At 67.8% G+C, this 12703-nt stretch carries 13 protein-coding genes; 6 read left to right on the plus strand and 7 right to left on the minus strand.

The genetic code is table 11. The features are described from left to right. Window positions 1–6 precede the first annotated feature (6 nt). Together ORK51_RS03300 and ppk2 are read left to right on the plus strand one after the other, a co-directional pair. Complete coding sequence (locus ORK51_RS03300) at window positions 7–1716, plus strand: O-linked N-acetylglucosamine transferase, SPINDLY family protein (protein WP_266084010.1); 1710 nt, start codon at window positions 7–9, stop codon at window positions 1714–1716. A gap of 50 nt (window positions 1717–1766) precedes the next feature. Next, the gene (gene ppk2 / locus ORK51_RS03305) at window positions 1767–2546 is read left to right on the plus strand and encodes a polyphosphate kinase 2 (RefSeq protein WP_019186099.1); all 780 of its coding nucleotides are present in this window, start codon (window positions 1767–1769) and stop codon (window positions 2544–2546) included. An 86-nt stretch (window positions 2547–2632) separates the two neighbouring features. On the opposite strand, the gene ORK51_RS03310 is transcribed toward ppk2, so the two are convergent. Beyond that, window positions 2633–3196: a TlpA family protein disulfide reductase gene (locus ORK51_RS03310; protein ID WP_266084013.1), complete on the minus strand. Its 564-nt coding sequence runs from the start codon at window positions 3194–3196 to the stop codon at window positions 2633–2635. Beyond that, window positions 3193–4467, minus strand: coding sequence for a YihY family inner membrane protein (locus ORK51_RS03315; protein ID WP_019186097.1), 1275 nt, complete (start codon window positions 4465–4467; stop codon window positions 3193–3195). The genes ORK51_RS03310 and ORK51_RS03315 overlap by 4 nt, the downstream gene beginning before the upstream one ends. Window positions 4468–4599: 132 nt before the next feature. Between ORK51_RS03315 and wrbA the strand changes: the two genes are divergently transcribed. The 3 genes from wrbA (at window position 4600) to ORK51_RS03330 (ending at window position 6123) form a co-directional block, all read left to right on the plus strand. Next, the gene (gene wrbA, locus ORK51_RS03320) at window positions 4600–5190 is read left to right on the plus strand and encodes an NAD(P)H:quinone oxidoreductase (protein WP_019186096.1); all 591 of its coding nucleotides are present in this window, start codon (window positions 4600–4602) and stop codon (window positions 5188–5190) included. Further along, complete coding sequence (locus ORK51_RS03325; protein WP_070426677.1) at window positions 5187–5534, plus strand: DUF2069 domain-containing protein; 348 nt, start codon at window positions 5187–5189, stop codon at window positions 5532–5534. Before wrbA ends, ORK51_RS03325 begins: the two co-directional genes overlap by 4 nt. Before the next feature lie 103 nt (window positions 5535–5637). After that, a complete protein-coding gene (locus ORK51_RS03330) occupies window positions 5638–6123 on the plus strand; it encodes an asparaginase domain-containing protein (RefSeq protein ID WP_026070231.1) in 486 nt (161 codons plus the stop codon). Between the two features lie 76 nt (window positions 6124–6199). Here the strand turns inward: ORK51_RS03330 and ORK51_RS03335 are convergent, their stop codons facing one another. The 3 genes from ORK51_RS03335 to sufT form a co-directional block, all read right to left on the minus strand. After that, a complete protein-coding gene (locus ORK51_RS03335) occupies window positions 6200–7945 on the minus strand; it encodes a S8 family peptidase (RefSeq protein ID WP_266084016.1) in 1746 nt (581 codons plus the stop codon). 577 nt (window positions 7946–8522) lie between these two features. Then, a complete protein-coding gene (locus tag ORK51_RS03340) occupies window positions 8523–9620 on the minus strand; it encodes a branched-chain amino acid aminotransferase (protein WP_019182392.1) in 1098 nt (365 codons plus the stop codon). A 57-nt stretch (window positions 9621–9677) separates the two neighbouring features. Further along, on the minus strand, window positions 9678–10229 hold the full coding sequence (gene sufT, locus ORK51_RS03345; RefSeq protein WP_019182393.1) for a putative Fe-S cluster assembly protein SufT: 552 nt from the start codon (window positions 10227–10229) through the stop codon (window positions 9678–9680). Between the two features lie 118 nt (window positions 10230–10347). Between sufT and ORK51_RS03350 the strand changes: the two genes are divergently transcribed. Next, complete coding sequence (locus tag ORK51_RS03350; protein ID WP_070426675.1) at window positions 10348–10767, plus strand: hypothetical protein; 420 nt, start codon at window positions 10348–10350, stop codon at window positions 10765–10767. A gap of 148 nt (window positions 10768–10915) precedes the next feature. Here the strand turns inward: ORK51_RS03350 and ORK51_RS03355 are convergent, their stop codons facing one another. Both ORK51_RS03355 and ORK51_RS03360 read right to left on the minus strand, forming a co-directional pair. Beyond that, the gene (locus tag ORK51_RS03355) at window positions 10916–12367 is read right to left on the minus strand and encodes an NAD(P)(+) transhydrogenase (Re/Si-specific) subunit beta (RefSeq protein ID WP_070426674.1); all 1452 of its coding nucleotides are present in this window, start codon (window positions 12365–12367) and stop codon (window positions 10916–10918) included. Beyond that, on the minus strand, window positions 12364–12672 hold the full coding sequence (locus ORK51_RS03360; protein ID WP_019182396.1) for an NAD(P) transhydrogenase subunit alpha part 2: 309 nt from the start codon (window positions 12670–12672) through the stop codon (window positions 12364–12366). The genes ORK51_RS03355 and ORK51_RS03360 overlap by 4 nt, the downstream gene beginning before the upstream one ends. Between the last annotated feature and the right edge of the window lie 31 nt (window positions 12673–12703).

Below are 12703 nucleotides of genomic sequence, written 5' to 3' on the forward strand. Positions count from 1 at the left end.
GCCACGATGAGTGCCGATCCGCAGCGTCTGCAGCTGCGTCAGGCCGTCCAGCGCCAACCGACGGATTTCATTGCCTGGGTGATGCTGGCCGACGCCGAGCTGGAGGCCGGCGACGTGCGTGCCGGCGAGCAGGCTGCAGCGCGCGCGCTGCAGCTGCGCGGCGACCATCCCGAGGCACTGGCCCGGCTCGGTCGCGCACGTTGGATGCAGGGTCGCCATGATGAGGCGGCCACCCTGCTGCGCCAGGCCGCCGATCGCGCGCCGCAGCACCCCGGGATCACGCTGTGGCTTGGCCACGCACTGGAAGACGCCGGTCAGCCCGAAGCGGCCGCCGATGCGTATCGCCATGCGCACCGTCTGCTGCCCAGCGAGCCCTACATCACCGCGCAGCTGCTCAACTGGCAACGCCGCCTGTGCGACTGGCGCGACCTGGATCGGCTGTCGGCGCGGGTGCGCCAGGCCGTCGCCCAGGGCCAGGCCGTGGTCGAGCCGTTCGCCTTCCTCAGCGAAGACAGCAGCGCCGCCGAGCAGCTTGCCTGTGCGCGGCAGCGTGCGGCGGCGCTGGCCGAGGGAATCGCGCGGTTGCCGCCTTCCGGGGTGCGCCACGCGGGCAGGTTGCGGGTCGGCTTTCTTTCCAACGGCTTCGGCGCACATCCCACCGGCCTGTTGACCGTGGCGCTGTTCGAACAGCTGCGCGCGCAGGGCATGCTGGAGCTGCATCTGTTCGCGCTCACCGGGGACGACGGCAGCCCCATCCGCCAGCGCCTGCAGCAGGCGGCAAACACGTTGCACGATGTCAGCGCGCAGCCGCACCAGCACATCGCCCGACGCATCCGCGAGGCGGGCATCGATGTGCTGTTCGATCTGCGCGGCTGGGGCGGTGGCGGAACGCCGCAGGTGCTGGCGATGCGGCCGGCGCCCGTGCAGGTCAACTGGCTCGCCTACCCGGGCACCTCCGGCGCGCCGTGGATCGATCATGTGCTGGCCGATGCCTTCGTGCTGCCCGACGCGCTGGTGCCGGCCTTCAGTGAGAACGTGCGGCGCCTGCCGCGCGCGTTCCAGCCCTCGGACAACACCCGCGTGCTGGAACCGGCACCGTCGCGCGAGGACTGCGGCCTGCCGGCGCAGGGCATGGTGCTGTGCTGCTTCAACAACAGCTACAAGCTCAACCCGCGCAGCATGCAGCGGCTGTTGGCGGTGCTGCAGGGCATACCGGGCAGCGTGCTGTGGCTGCTCTCCGGCCCGGGCAATGCCGACGCGCGGCTGCGCAGCGCGGCACGCCAGGCGCAGCTGGATCCGGCGCGGCTGGTGTTCATGCCGCGCCTGCCCCACCCGCACTACCTGGCGCGTTACCAGCACGCCGACCTGTTCCTGGACACCCATCCCTACAACGCCCACACCACCGCTTCGGATGCGCTGTGGGCCGGCTGCCCGGTACTGACCTGCCCCGGCACGACGTTCGCCTCGCGCGTGGCCGGCAGCCTGAATCATCACCTGGGCATGCACGATTTCAACGTCGCCGATGATGCCGCGTTCGTGGCCACCGCAGTGCGCCTGGGCAATGACCCGGCCGCGCTGCAGGCCGCGCGCGCGACGCTGGCCCAGCGTCGTGAGGACAGCGGGCTGTTCGACATGGCCGGCTTCGCGCGCGATTTCAGTGCGGTGGTCGAGGCGCTCGCACGCGAGCGTGGTTGGCAGGGCCCACACATCGCCTGAGCATCGGCTGCGCTAGGCTCGGGCCTCCTGTGGATGACCGAGGCACGCTGATGGGCAAGCTCAAGCGCAAGGACTACCAGGCCCTGCTGGAACCGATGCAACTGGAACTGGCGGCAATGGCGCGCTGGGTGCAGCACACCGGGCAGCGCGTGCTGGTGCTGTTCGAAGGCCGCGACACCGCCGGCAAGGGCGGCGCGATCCAGGCCATCGCCGAGCATCTCAATCCGCGCCAGTGCAAGGTGGTCGCGCTGCCCAAGCCGACCGACCGCGAGAGCACGCAATGGTATTTCCAACGCTACGTCTCACACCTGCCGGCGGCCGGTGAGATCGTGCTGATGGACCGCAGCTGGTACAACCGTGCCGGGGTCGAGCACGTGATGGGCTATTGCACCGAGGCGCAGTACCGCAGCTTCCTGGCGCAGGCGCCGGTGTTCGAAAAGCTGCTGATCGATGACGGCATCGTGCTGTTCAAATACTGGCTCAGCGTGGACCAGGCGCAGCAGGAAAAGCGTTTCGCCGAACGCCACCTCGATCCGCTCAAGGGCTGGAAGCTCTCACCGGTGGACCTGGAATCGCGCAGCAAGTACAGCGCCTACACCGAGAGCCGCGAAGCGATGCTGCGCGCCACCCACAACGACGATGCGCCGTGGACGCTGGTGGACTTCAATGACCAGAAGCGCGGGCGGCTGGGTCTGATCCGCAACCTGCTCGACCGCCTGCCCGATACCCGCGTGGACGAACCGGTACTGGCGCTGCCACCGTTGAAGGGCAAGCTGCACAAGGAGCACTTTGGCGTGCTGAAGCCGATCGAGGCGTTCGTCACCACGTAGATTCACGCCATGCGTGGATGCTTTTGGGTCTACCGCGCGCAACGGGGCAAAGGCGTGCCGACCATCCACCGGCACGCCCGTCAGGCTCAGCCTTCCTTGATCCGCGCCTCGATGTCATGCGCGGTGACCGGGCCGAGGAATTCCTTGGCGACCTTGCCGTCCGGTGCGATCAGGTAGGTCATCGGCAGGCCGCGCGGGATCGCGAAGTCTTCCGGCGGGTTGTAGGTGTCCACGATCACGATCGGGTAGGTGACCGGCCGCTTCTCCAGGAAGGCCTTCATCTCGGCCGGCTCGATGTCCTCGAAGGCCAGCCCGACCACTTCGATCTCATTGCGCATCGCGTGCAGCGCCGAGAGCTCGGGCATTTCCTTGCGGCACGGCGCGCACCAGGTCGCCCAGAAGTTCACCACCACCCATTTGCCACGGTGCGCGGCCAGATCGTAGTCGGTGCCATCCAGCGCCTTGGCCTTGAGCGTGGGCTGTTCGACGGTCCTGCGCTCGGTGGCTGGCACCGCATCGGTCGGCGGCACAGCCGGTTCATCGATCGGGGCCGGGGCGGCGGGCGCAGCGGCCTCGCTCTGTGCAGCGGGCTTGTTGCAGGCGGCCAGCGTCAGCAGGCCCAGGGCCAGCAGCAGGGGCTTGGCGGTCATGGTTTGTCTCCGGGGGTCGAATAGATATCGCTGACGCGGCGTTTGAGCAGTTCGCGCAGCGGCAGGCGCAGCGTGTCCAGTGCGGCCACCGAGGCCGTGCCCAGGCTGTCGTCGCGATACGGCAGGTAGGCTTCCTTGATCGGGATCCGCATCTGCGTGGTCTCGTACAGGTCGGCCAGGGTGAGTTTGTCCAGGTCGCGCGCCAGCAGCCACTCGCCCTGCTCGTCGCGGCGGACCACGCGGATCGCTTCCAGATCGCACAGCAGGGTATGCAGCAGCGAATCGGTCAGCATCGGCTCCAGCCGCAGGATCTCGTCGTCATCCAGGCTGCGGCCATCGGCGCGCGCCTGGTGGAAGCGGCCGATCAGCCGCAGCAGGCCGTAGATCTCGTAGCCCACCGGCAGGCGCAGGTCGGCCGGCTGGTAGCGGAACGCGGCGATCGAGGAGGCCAGCGAGGCGCCGAGCAGCACCGAGACCCAGCACAGGTAGATCCACAGCAGCAGGATCGGCACGAAGGCGACCGTGCCGTAGAGCTTCTGGTAGGACTGGAAGCTGCCCAGGTAGGCGCCCATGCCCCACTTCACCAGCTCGAGCATGATCGCGGCCAGGATCGCGCCGGGAATGGCATGCCGCCATTTGACCGTGTGGTGCGGCACCACGCGGTAGACCAGCATGATGCAGAGGAATTCGATCAGGATCGGGGCGACGGTCAGTGACACGTTGGCCAGCCAGCGGCCTTCGCTGGTGCCGAACAGCGGCAACGCGAACACCCGCGCCGAGACCGCCAGCGACGCCGCCGCCAGCATGGCGCCGAGGGTGAGCACGGTCCAGTAGACCAGGAAGCGGGTCAGCTTCGGTCGGGTCGAACTCACCCGCCAGATCTGGTTGAAGGTTTCCTCCACGCTGTTGAGGGTGATCAGCAGCGACACCACCAGCGCGATGAAGCCGGCGGCAGTGAGCTGCCCGGCGCTGGCCGAGAACTGGCGCAGGTAGCCTTCGGCGGCGCGCGCGGCGTTGGGCACGAAGTTGGAGAACACGTAGTCGCTGAGGGTGTCGCTCCAGCGGTCGAACACCGGGAACGCGGAGAGCACCCCGAACACCACGATGGCCAGCGGCACCAGCGCGAACACCGTGGTGTAGGCCAGCGAGGCGGCCGCCTGGAACAGACGGTCATCAAGGAAACGGCGCCACAGGAAGCGGCCGAAGCTGATCGTGCGCGCGCGGTCCCGGACGCGTTCGATCCACAGGTTGATCGTATCGAGAGGTTCCATCGGCGCAAGGGTACCCGATGACGGGTGTGCGGCATGCACGCCTGCTCACGGCGGCCGGCCCGCCACGGACCTCGCCCTGAGCGGGCTGCGTTGCCATACTGCCTGCATCGGACGCAACGAGATGAAAGCGAAATGGCGGAGATCCTGGTGCTGTATTACAGCCGTGGCGGTTCAGTGGCACGGCTTGCCCGCCAGATTGCGCGCGGCATCGGCGAGGTGCCGGGCATGAGCGCGCGGCTGCGCACGGTGCCGCCGGTGGCCGCGGTGACACAGACGGCCCTGCCCCCGGTGCCCGAAGACGGTGCGCCGTATGTGAGCGTGGCCGATCTGGCCGAGTGCACGGGGCTGCTGCTGGGCAGCCCGACCCGGTTCGGCAACATGGCCGCGCCGGTGAAGCACTTCCTGGACGGGCTGGGTGCGGAATGGGTCAACGGCACCCTGGCCGGCAAACCAGCCGGGGTGTTCACCTCCACGGCCTCGCTGCACGGTGGGCAGGAGTCGACCCTGCTGTCGATGCAGGTACCGCTGCTGCACCACGGCTGCCTGATCGTGGGCATCCCCTTCACCGAGCCGGCACTGAGCCACACCACGACCGGGGGCACGCCGTATGGCGCCAGCCATGTGGCCGGGGCGGACGACAACCCGGTGCCCAGCGAGGATGAAAGCATCCTGGCGCGGGCGCTGGGGCGGCGGGTGGCCGATATCGCACGGCGGCTGGCGTGAGCACCCGGGCGCAGGAGATCGTGCTGGCCCTGCTGCTGGTGGCGTTGGCGGTGCTGTTCGCGGTCTGGTTCGCGCAGGACAAGCATTGGCTGGCCACCCAGCTGGTCTTCACCCTGCCGCCGCTGCTGCTGGCGCTGGGTGTGCTGGTGCGGCGGGGCAAGGCGATGTTCTGGGCCGGGGTGCTGGCGCTGTTCTGGTTCAGCCACGGGGTGATGAGCGCCTGGAGCCACCCGGAGGTCGCGTTGTGGGGGTGGCTCGAGCTGGCGCTGGCGCTGGCGGTGATCGGGGTGGCGAGCACGCCGGGGCTGCGGCGGCGCTTCGGGCGGAAGACCACAACCGGCTGACCGTGTGGCGTCGCAAGCCTGCATCGGGCGGGCGTCAGCCGTATCATCTACCGGTCGGCGCGGCGGTTCCGTGCCCTTCTGTCTGGTACCCAGGATGCTTGCAATGGAAGAACTACTGATCATCACCACCGGTGGCACGATCGACAAGATCTACTTCGACGACAAGTCGGACTATCAGATCGGTGATCCGCAGATCGGGATGATCCTGCGCGAGCTGGGCGTGACCTTCCGTTTCAACGTGATTCCGATCCTGCGCAAGGATTCGCTGCACATCACCGACGAGGACCGCGAGCTGATCCGGGCGACGATCGCCGCGCAGCCGACCCGGCATGTGCTGGTGACCCACGGCACCGACTCGATGGTGCAGACGGGCCAGGTGCTGAAGTCGATCACCGACAAGACCATCGTCATGACCGGCGCGCTGAGCCCGGCACGGTTCCGCGGTTCGGATGCGGAGTTCAACATCGGCTGCGCGATCGGTGCGGTGCAGTCGCTGCCGAGCGGTGTGTACATCGCGATGAACGGCCGGATCTGGAATCCGGAGCAGGTGCGCAAGAACGTCGCCGCGAACCGGTTCGAAGCGGCGTAATCCTTGGCGCAGCGTGTTGATCGAACGAACGCCCCGGCATGCCGGGGCGTTCTGCGTTGGTGCGATGGGAAAGCGATCAGTACTGCGCGGTCAGGGTGACCCCGGAGAAGGTCGAGTAGGCCTTCACCCGCACATGCCAGGTGCCGGCCGCCGGCGACGGGATCGTGCAGGTCTCGTTGTTGCCGCTCAGGTACGGGCGGCAGGTGTAGACGGTATCGGTCGGCGCGCTGCCGTTGCGGACATACAGATCGGCATCGCCACTGCCGCCGGCGATGGTGACCTTCAACTGGCTGCTGCCCGAGGGCACGGCCACGGTGTAGGCCAGCGAGGCACCGCTGGCAGCGCCCAGGCCCGTGACCGGCACATTGTTCTGCAGCACGGTGCCGGTACCCGGGCCCGGGCCGGTGCCGTTGAGCGCGGCGGTCACCGCCGCATCGGCGTCCACGATCCCCGCGCCGCAACCGCCGGAGCAGGCGCCCGGCAACGGCCGTGCGGTGCTCTTGAGCAGGCTTTCGATGGCGGCCGGGCTCAGCGTGGTGGGCGCGACGGACTGGATCAGCGCGACCACGCCGGCCACGTGCGGTGCCGCCATCGAGGTGCCGTTGTAGGAGGCGTAGGACGCACTGCCCGGTACCGTGGTGCCGCTGTTGAGGGTGGAGAGGATGCCCTGCCCCGGCGCGGAGATGTCGATGCCGGTTCCGTAGTTGGAGAAGCTGGCGCGGGCGCCGGCCGAGGTGGTCGCGGCCACCGCGATGACGTTGGCGCAGTTGGCCGGTACCGAGGAAGAGACGTTGGTGTTGCTGTTGCCGGCCGCCACGACCACCGTGGTGCCGCGCGAGACGGCGCCGTTGATCGCGGTCTGGTAGGTGGTGGAGCAGCTGCCACCGCCGCCGAGGGACATGTTGATCACTTCGGCCGGGTTGGCGTTGGCCGGGACGCCGCTGACGGTGCCGCCAGAGGCCCAGACAATGGCGTCGGCGATGTCGGAGGTGTAGCCGCCGCACTTGCCGAGCACGCGCACCGGCACGACCTTGGCATTGAAGGCCGTGCCCGCCACGCCGGTGCTGTTGTTGGTCACCGCCGCGACAGTGCCGGCCACGTGGGTCCCGTGCCAGCTCGAATTGGCGGCCGGAATGCCCGAGCCGCATTCGTTGGCGGCGTACCAGTCGCCTTCGTCGTTGGGGTTGTTGTCGCGGCCACCGCCGTCGCGCGCCATCGCCGCGTCGCTGATGAAGTCGTAGCCGGGCAGGAGGTTGGCGTTGAGATCGGGGTGGTTGGTGATGCCGGTGTCGATCACCGCCACCACCACGCCGGCGCCGGTGGCCTTGTCCCAGGCCGGGCGTACGTTGATCGAGGCATTGCTGGTGCCAAAGCCCCACTGTTCGGAGAACCGGGCGTCATTGGGCACCAGGGTGGCCTGCATCAGCTGATCGACCTCGACGTATTCCACGCTCGGATCGGCGGCCAGGCGGCGCATCAGCAGCTCGGCTTCGGCACGGTCCAGCGGCCGGTCGGCCTTGACCACGGTCGGGCCGATCGCCAGCTGGCGCAGCTTCTGCAACCCCAGCGCGCGGCCCTGGGCGGCCGGTACCGCCGCCGCGGCGGCCTTGAGCGAGCTGGCCAGTGCAGTCGGGGTGGCGACCTCGGTGCTGCCGTCCTTGTACTTCACGATGAAGCGCTGATGGGTCGGCGCCGAGGACAGGCCGCTCAACTGCACATCGCCAGCGAAGGCCGGGGTGGCCAGCAGCAGGGTCGACAGAACGGACGCGCCCAATACAACCAATGCACGCTGACGCAAACGGTGTTGCGAGACATGAGACATCGGATTTCCCTTTCAGACAGTGAATGCCGTCGTCGCGGCTGAGAATCCAGGTCCGATCCGGGGGCTACTGCAATCGATGGCGCGGATCGGCCCGGTGAGTGGATCGGTTCCCCTGAATCAAACCGCCCATCGCGACGCTAGTGGCTGACTGGTCGATCAACAATGTTTCAGCTGCACTTCAGTGACATGAAATGTCGGATCTGAGACTTTCCGGGTCGAGGGTTTGTGAAAGTGAAGGCGCAATCGGCCTTTCGGGTGGGCCGATTGCGCCACGGATTGTCTGAAATGGCTGTCGCGTCCGACAAATCCGGGACAACACTTGCGCATCAATCACTTACGCCACTGCTACCGCAGGACAGTAGTGCCGGCGCGGTGGCCGGCTCCCGACCATCGCGTAGTGCCGGCCGCTGGCCGGCTCCGCGGAATGCTGCAGAGCCGGCCAGCGGCCGGCACTACCGATGTCGAACGCTGCGCGGCCTGTCTTGGGGGAGCACCACCGGCGCGGTGCCGAACGGGCAACAAAAAACCCGCCTGTCGCCAGGCGGGTTTTCGATGCTTGCGCTCAGACCCCGAGGACTCAGGCGTCCAGGCGGACCAGCCAGCCGTGACGGTCCGGCAGGCGGCCGTACTGGATGTCGGTCAGTTCCTTGCGCAGCGACATCGTCACTTCGCCGGCCGGGGCGTTGATGTCACCCACCGAGAAGCCTTCGCCCTTGAGCTGGCCGATCGGGGTGACCACCGCAGCGGTACCGCAGGCGAACGCTTCCACGATCTCGCCGGAGGTCACGCCATCCTTCCACTCCTCCAGGGTGACCTTGCGCTCTTCGACCTTCATGCCGCGGTCGCGGGCCAGCTGCAGGATGCTTTCACGGGTGATGCCTTCCAGGATGCTGCCCGACAGCGCCGGGGTCACCAGGGTGCCGTCCTTGTAGACCAGGAACACGTTCATGCCACCCAGTTCTTCCAGGTACTTGCCCTCGACCGGGTCCAGGAACAGCACCTGCGAGCAGCCCTGTGCCTGCGCCTTCTGCTGCGGCAGCAGCGAGGCGGCGTAGTTGCCACCGCACTTGGCCGCGCCGGTGCCGCCCTTGCCTGCGCGTGCGTACTCGGTGGACAGCCAGATCGCGACCGGCGCCACGCCCTTGGCGAAGTACGGGCCGGCCGGGCTGGCGATGACGTAGTAGCCGGCCTTGTGCGCGCCGCGCACGCCGAGGAAGGCTTCATCGCCGATCATGAAGGGACGGAAGTACAGGCTGGATTCGTCGGCCGAGGGCACCCACGACGCGTCCACGGCGATCAGCTGCTTGAGCGATTCGACGAAGATCTCCACCGGCAGTTCCGGCAGCGCCAGGCGCTGGGCCGAACGCTGCAGGCGGCGGCCGTTGGCCTCCGGGCGGAAGGTCCAGATCGAGCCGTCGGCGTGGCGGTAGGCCTTGATGCCTTCGAAGATTTCCTGGCCGTAATGGAGCACCGCGGCGGCCGGGTCCAGCTGCAGCGGACCGTACGGGCGCACCACGGCATCGTGCCAGCCGGTGTCCTTGTCCCAACGCACTTCCACCATGTGATCGGTGAAGTGCAGACCAAAACCGGGGGCGGCCAGGATGCGCTCACGCTCCTCGCTGCTGCGCGGCTGGGCGGAACGGGTGGTGTTGAAGCTCACGGAAGACTGGGACACCGGATATTTCCTGTTCTGGTTACGGGGAACGCCGTGACGCCGGCTGGCGATGGGCGGTTACAGCATGCCGGTTTCGAGCCGGGCGGCCTCGGACATCATGTGACGGCCCCACGGCGGGTCGAACACCAGCTCGACGTCGGCCTCGGCCACCGTCGGGATCATTTCCAGCTTGCTGCGCACGTCATCGACGAGGATCTCGCCCATGCCGCAGCCGGGCGCAGTGAGGGTCATCTTGATGTCGACCTCGCGCTGGCCGTCGTCCAGGTGCTTGAGGTCCACTTCATAGACCAGCCCCAGATCGACGATGTTGAAGGGGATCTCCGGATCGAAGCAGGTGCGCAGCTGTTGCCACACCAGTTTTTCGACCTCCTCGTCGGAGGCATCGGCGGGCAGTTCCAGCGCCGGGGGCGCTTCCTTGCCGATGGCATCGCCATCCTTGCCGGCGATGCGGAACAGATTGCCTTCGACAAAGACGGTATAGCTGCCACCCAGGGCCTGGGTGATATAGCCATAGCTGCCAGCGGGCAGCGTGACCGTTTCGCCCTGCGGGACCATGACGGCCTCGCAGTCGCGTTCGAAGTGGACAGGTTCACTGCTACGGGAATACATGTGGATCGATATGGGGGTCGCGGCCAATTCCCGCAAGGCGACCATTTTAGCCCAGTGGCCGCCCACGCGCCGGTCACCCCGCAAGCCGGTATCCTGTGGGGACTTACAGGAAGATTGCATGTCGCCCACGTCCGTGCCTGTCCGGAGCCGCCACTGGCTCTGGCCCCCGCTGTTTCTGCTTGGTGTTGTCACGGCCACGCTGGCCTGGTTGTTCATCGCCCTGCTCACTGGCCGCCAGGCCAGCTGGATGGCGGTTGTGGCCGCGCTGGAGATCGCGTTCATGCTGCGCCTGGGCACCCTGCGCGCCGGTGCCCCCCGGGTGGTGCTGACCGTGCTGGCCACCGTGCTGGTGGCGCTGGCGGCCAACTGGGGGATCGCCTCGGCCTACCTGGGCGGCTCGATGGGGCTCACCCCGTGGGAATCAGCGTTGCGCATGGGGCCCTATCTGGCCTGGACCCTGAGCGGCCTGGCCAACGGCGCGGTGGAATGGCTGTGGCTGGGTGTGGCGCTGGTCGTGGGTTGGTGGGTGGCCAAGTAAGGCACCCTGCACGCTGTCGGAAGGCAGCTGAAAGAGAGCCCCCTGAGTCAGGGGGCGGCGCCGAAGGCGCGGGGGTCTGGGTGCTGATGAGACCGGGCCCGCGTTTTGCGCAGCAGAACGTGGGGCGTCAGCGCGCATGCGATGACGTTTACCCGCCGTCGAGGGCCTTCAGTTCGCTGACCAGCGCGCTGGCCGCACCGGCGCCATCGCCGTACAGCATCCGGGCGTTGTCGGCATAGAACAGCGCATTCTCGATGCCGGCAAAGCCGGTGCCCTTGCCGCGCTTGATCACCACCACGTTGCGGGCGTTGACCACGTCCAGGATCGGCATGCCGTAGATCGGGCTGGCCGGATCCGTGCGCGCGACCGGGTTGACCACGTCGTTGGCGCCGATCACCAGCACCACGTCGGTGTTCGGGAACTCGGGGTTGATGTCGTCCATGTCGGCGATCAGGTCGTACGGCACGCCCGCTTCGGCCAGCAGCACGTTCATGTGCCCCGGCATGCGCCCGGCCACCGGGTGGATCGCGAACTTCACCTTGATGCCGCGATCGATCAGGCGCTGCGCCAGTTCCCACACCTTGTGCTGGGCCTGGGCCACGGCCATGCCGTAGCCGGGCACGATCACCACGCGCTCGGCGAAGGCCAGCATCGCGGCGACATCGCTGGCCTCGATGGGCTTCTGCGCGCCGCTGATTTCCTGCGCCACGCCGCCGCCCCCGAAATTGGAGAACAGCACGCCGCTGATCGGCCGGTTCATCGCCTTGGCCATCAACCGCGTCAGCAGGATGCCGGCCGCGCCGACCATCATGCCGGCGATGATCAGCGCCTCGTTGCCGAGCACATAGCCTTCGAACGCCACCGCCAGGCCGGTAAACGCGTTGTACAGCGAGATAACCACCGGCATGTCGGCGCCGCCGATCGGCAGCGTCATCAGCACGCCCAGTGCGAGTGCGACCACGAAGAAGCTGATGATCGCCACCGGGCTCAGCGTGACCGCCGCCCAGATGCCCAGCACCACCATCGCCAGCGCGACCAGCAGGTTGAACACCTGCTGCCCCGGGAACGTGACGCGGCGGTCCAACCGCCCGTCGAGCTTGGCCCAGGCGATGATCGAGCCGGACAGCGACACCGCACCGATCGCCGAGCCGATCACAGCCAGCGCCAGCACCGTCGCCGACGGCTGGCGCGCGGCCAGATCGGCCAGCGCCTGCTCGCTCCAATGGGTGGTATCGCGGTTGGCCAGGAAGGAGAAACGCAGCAGTTCAACCGCACCGATCGCTGCCGCCGAACCGCCGCCCATGCCGTTGTAGAGGGCCACCATCTGCGGCATGTCGGTGATCGCCACGCGCTTGGCCGACCACCAGGCCACTCCGGTGCCGATCGCCACCGCCGCCAGGATCAGCGGAATGTTGTGCAGCTCGGGCAGGAAGAACGTGGCTACCGTGGCGATCAGCATGCCCAGCCCGGCCCAGCGGATGCCGCTGCGCGCGGTCATCGGCGAGGCCATGCGCTGCAGGCCAAGCAGGAACAGGGTCGCGGCGACCAGGTAGCTCACCTGGACAAGCCATTGCAGCAGCTGCGCGGTGGTCACGTTCAAGGCGCCTTCTCCCCGGCGTCGCGCTTGGCGCTGGGCTTGAACATGTCCAGCATGCGTTCGGTCACCACGTAGCCGCCGGCTGCGTTGCCGGCGCCCAGGACCACCGCGATGAACCCGATGATCTTCTCCAGCGGCGTCTGCGCGTGCCCCAGCACCACCATCGCGCCGATCAGCACGATGCCATGGATGAAGTTGGACCCGGACATCAGGGGGGTATGCAGGATCACCGGCACCCGCGAAATGATCACGTGGCCGGCAATGGCGGCCAGCATGAAGATATACAACGCCACGAACCCGTCGCTCATTGCAGTCACTCTCCCAGGCGGTCATCCCGTC

It is taken from the genome of Stenotrophomonas sp. RIT-551 (genome assembly GCF_026241915.1).
In the GTDB taxonomy this organism is placed as follows: Bacteria; Pseudomonadota; Gammaproteobacteria; order Xanthomonadales; family Xanthomonadaceae; genus Stenotrophomonas; species Stenotrophomonas bentonitica_A.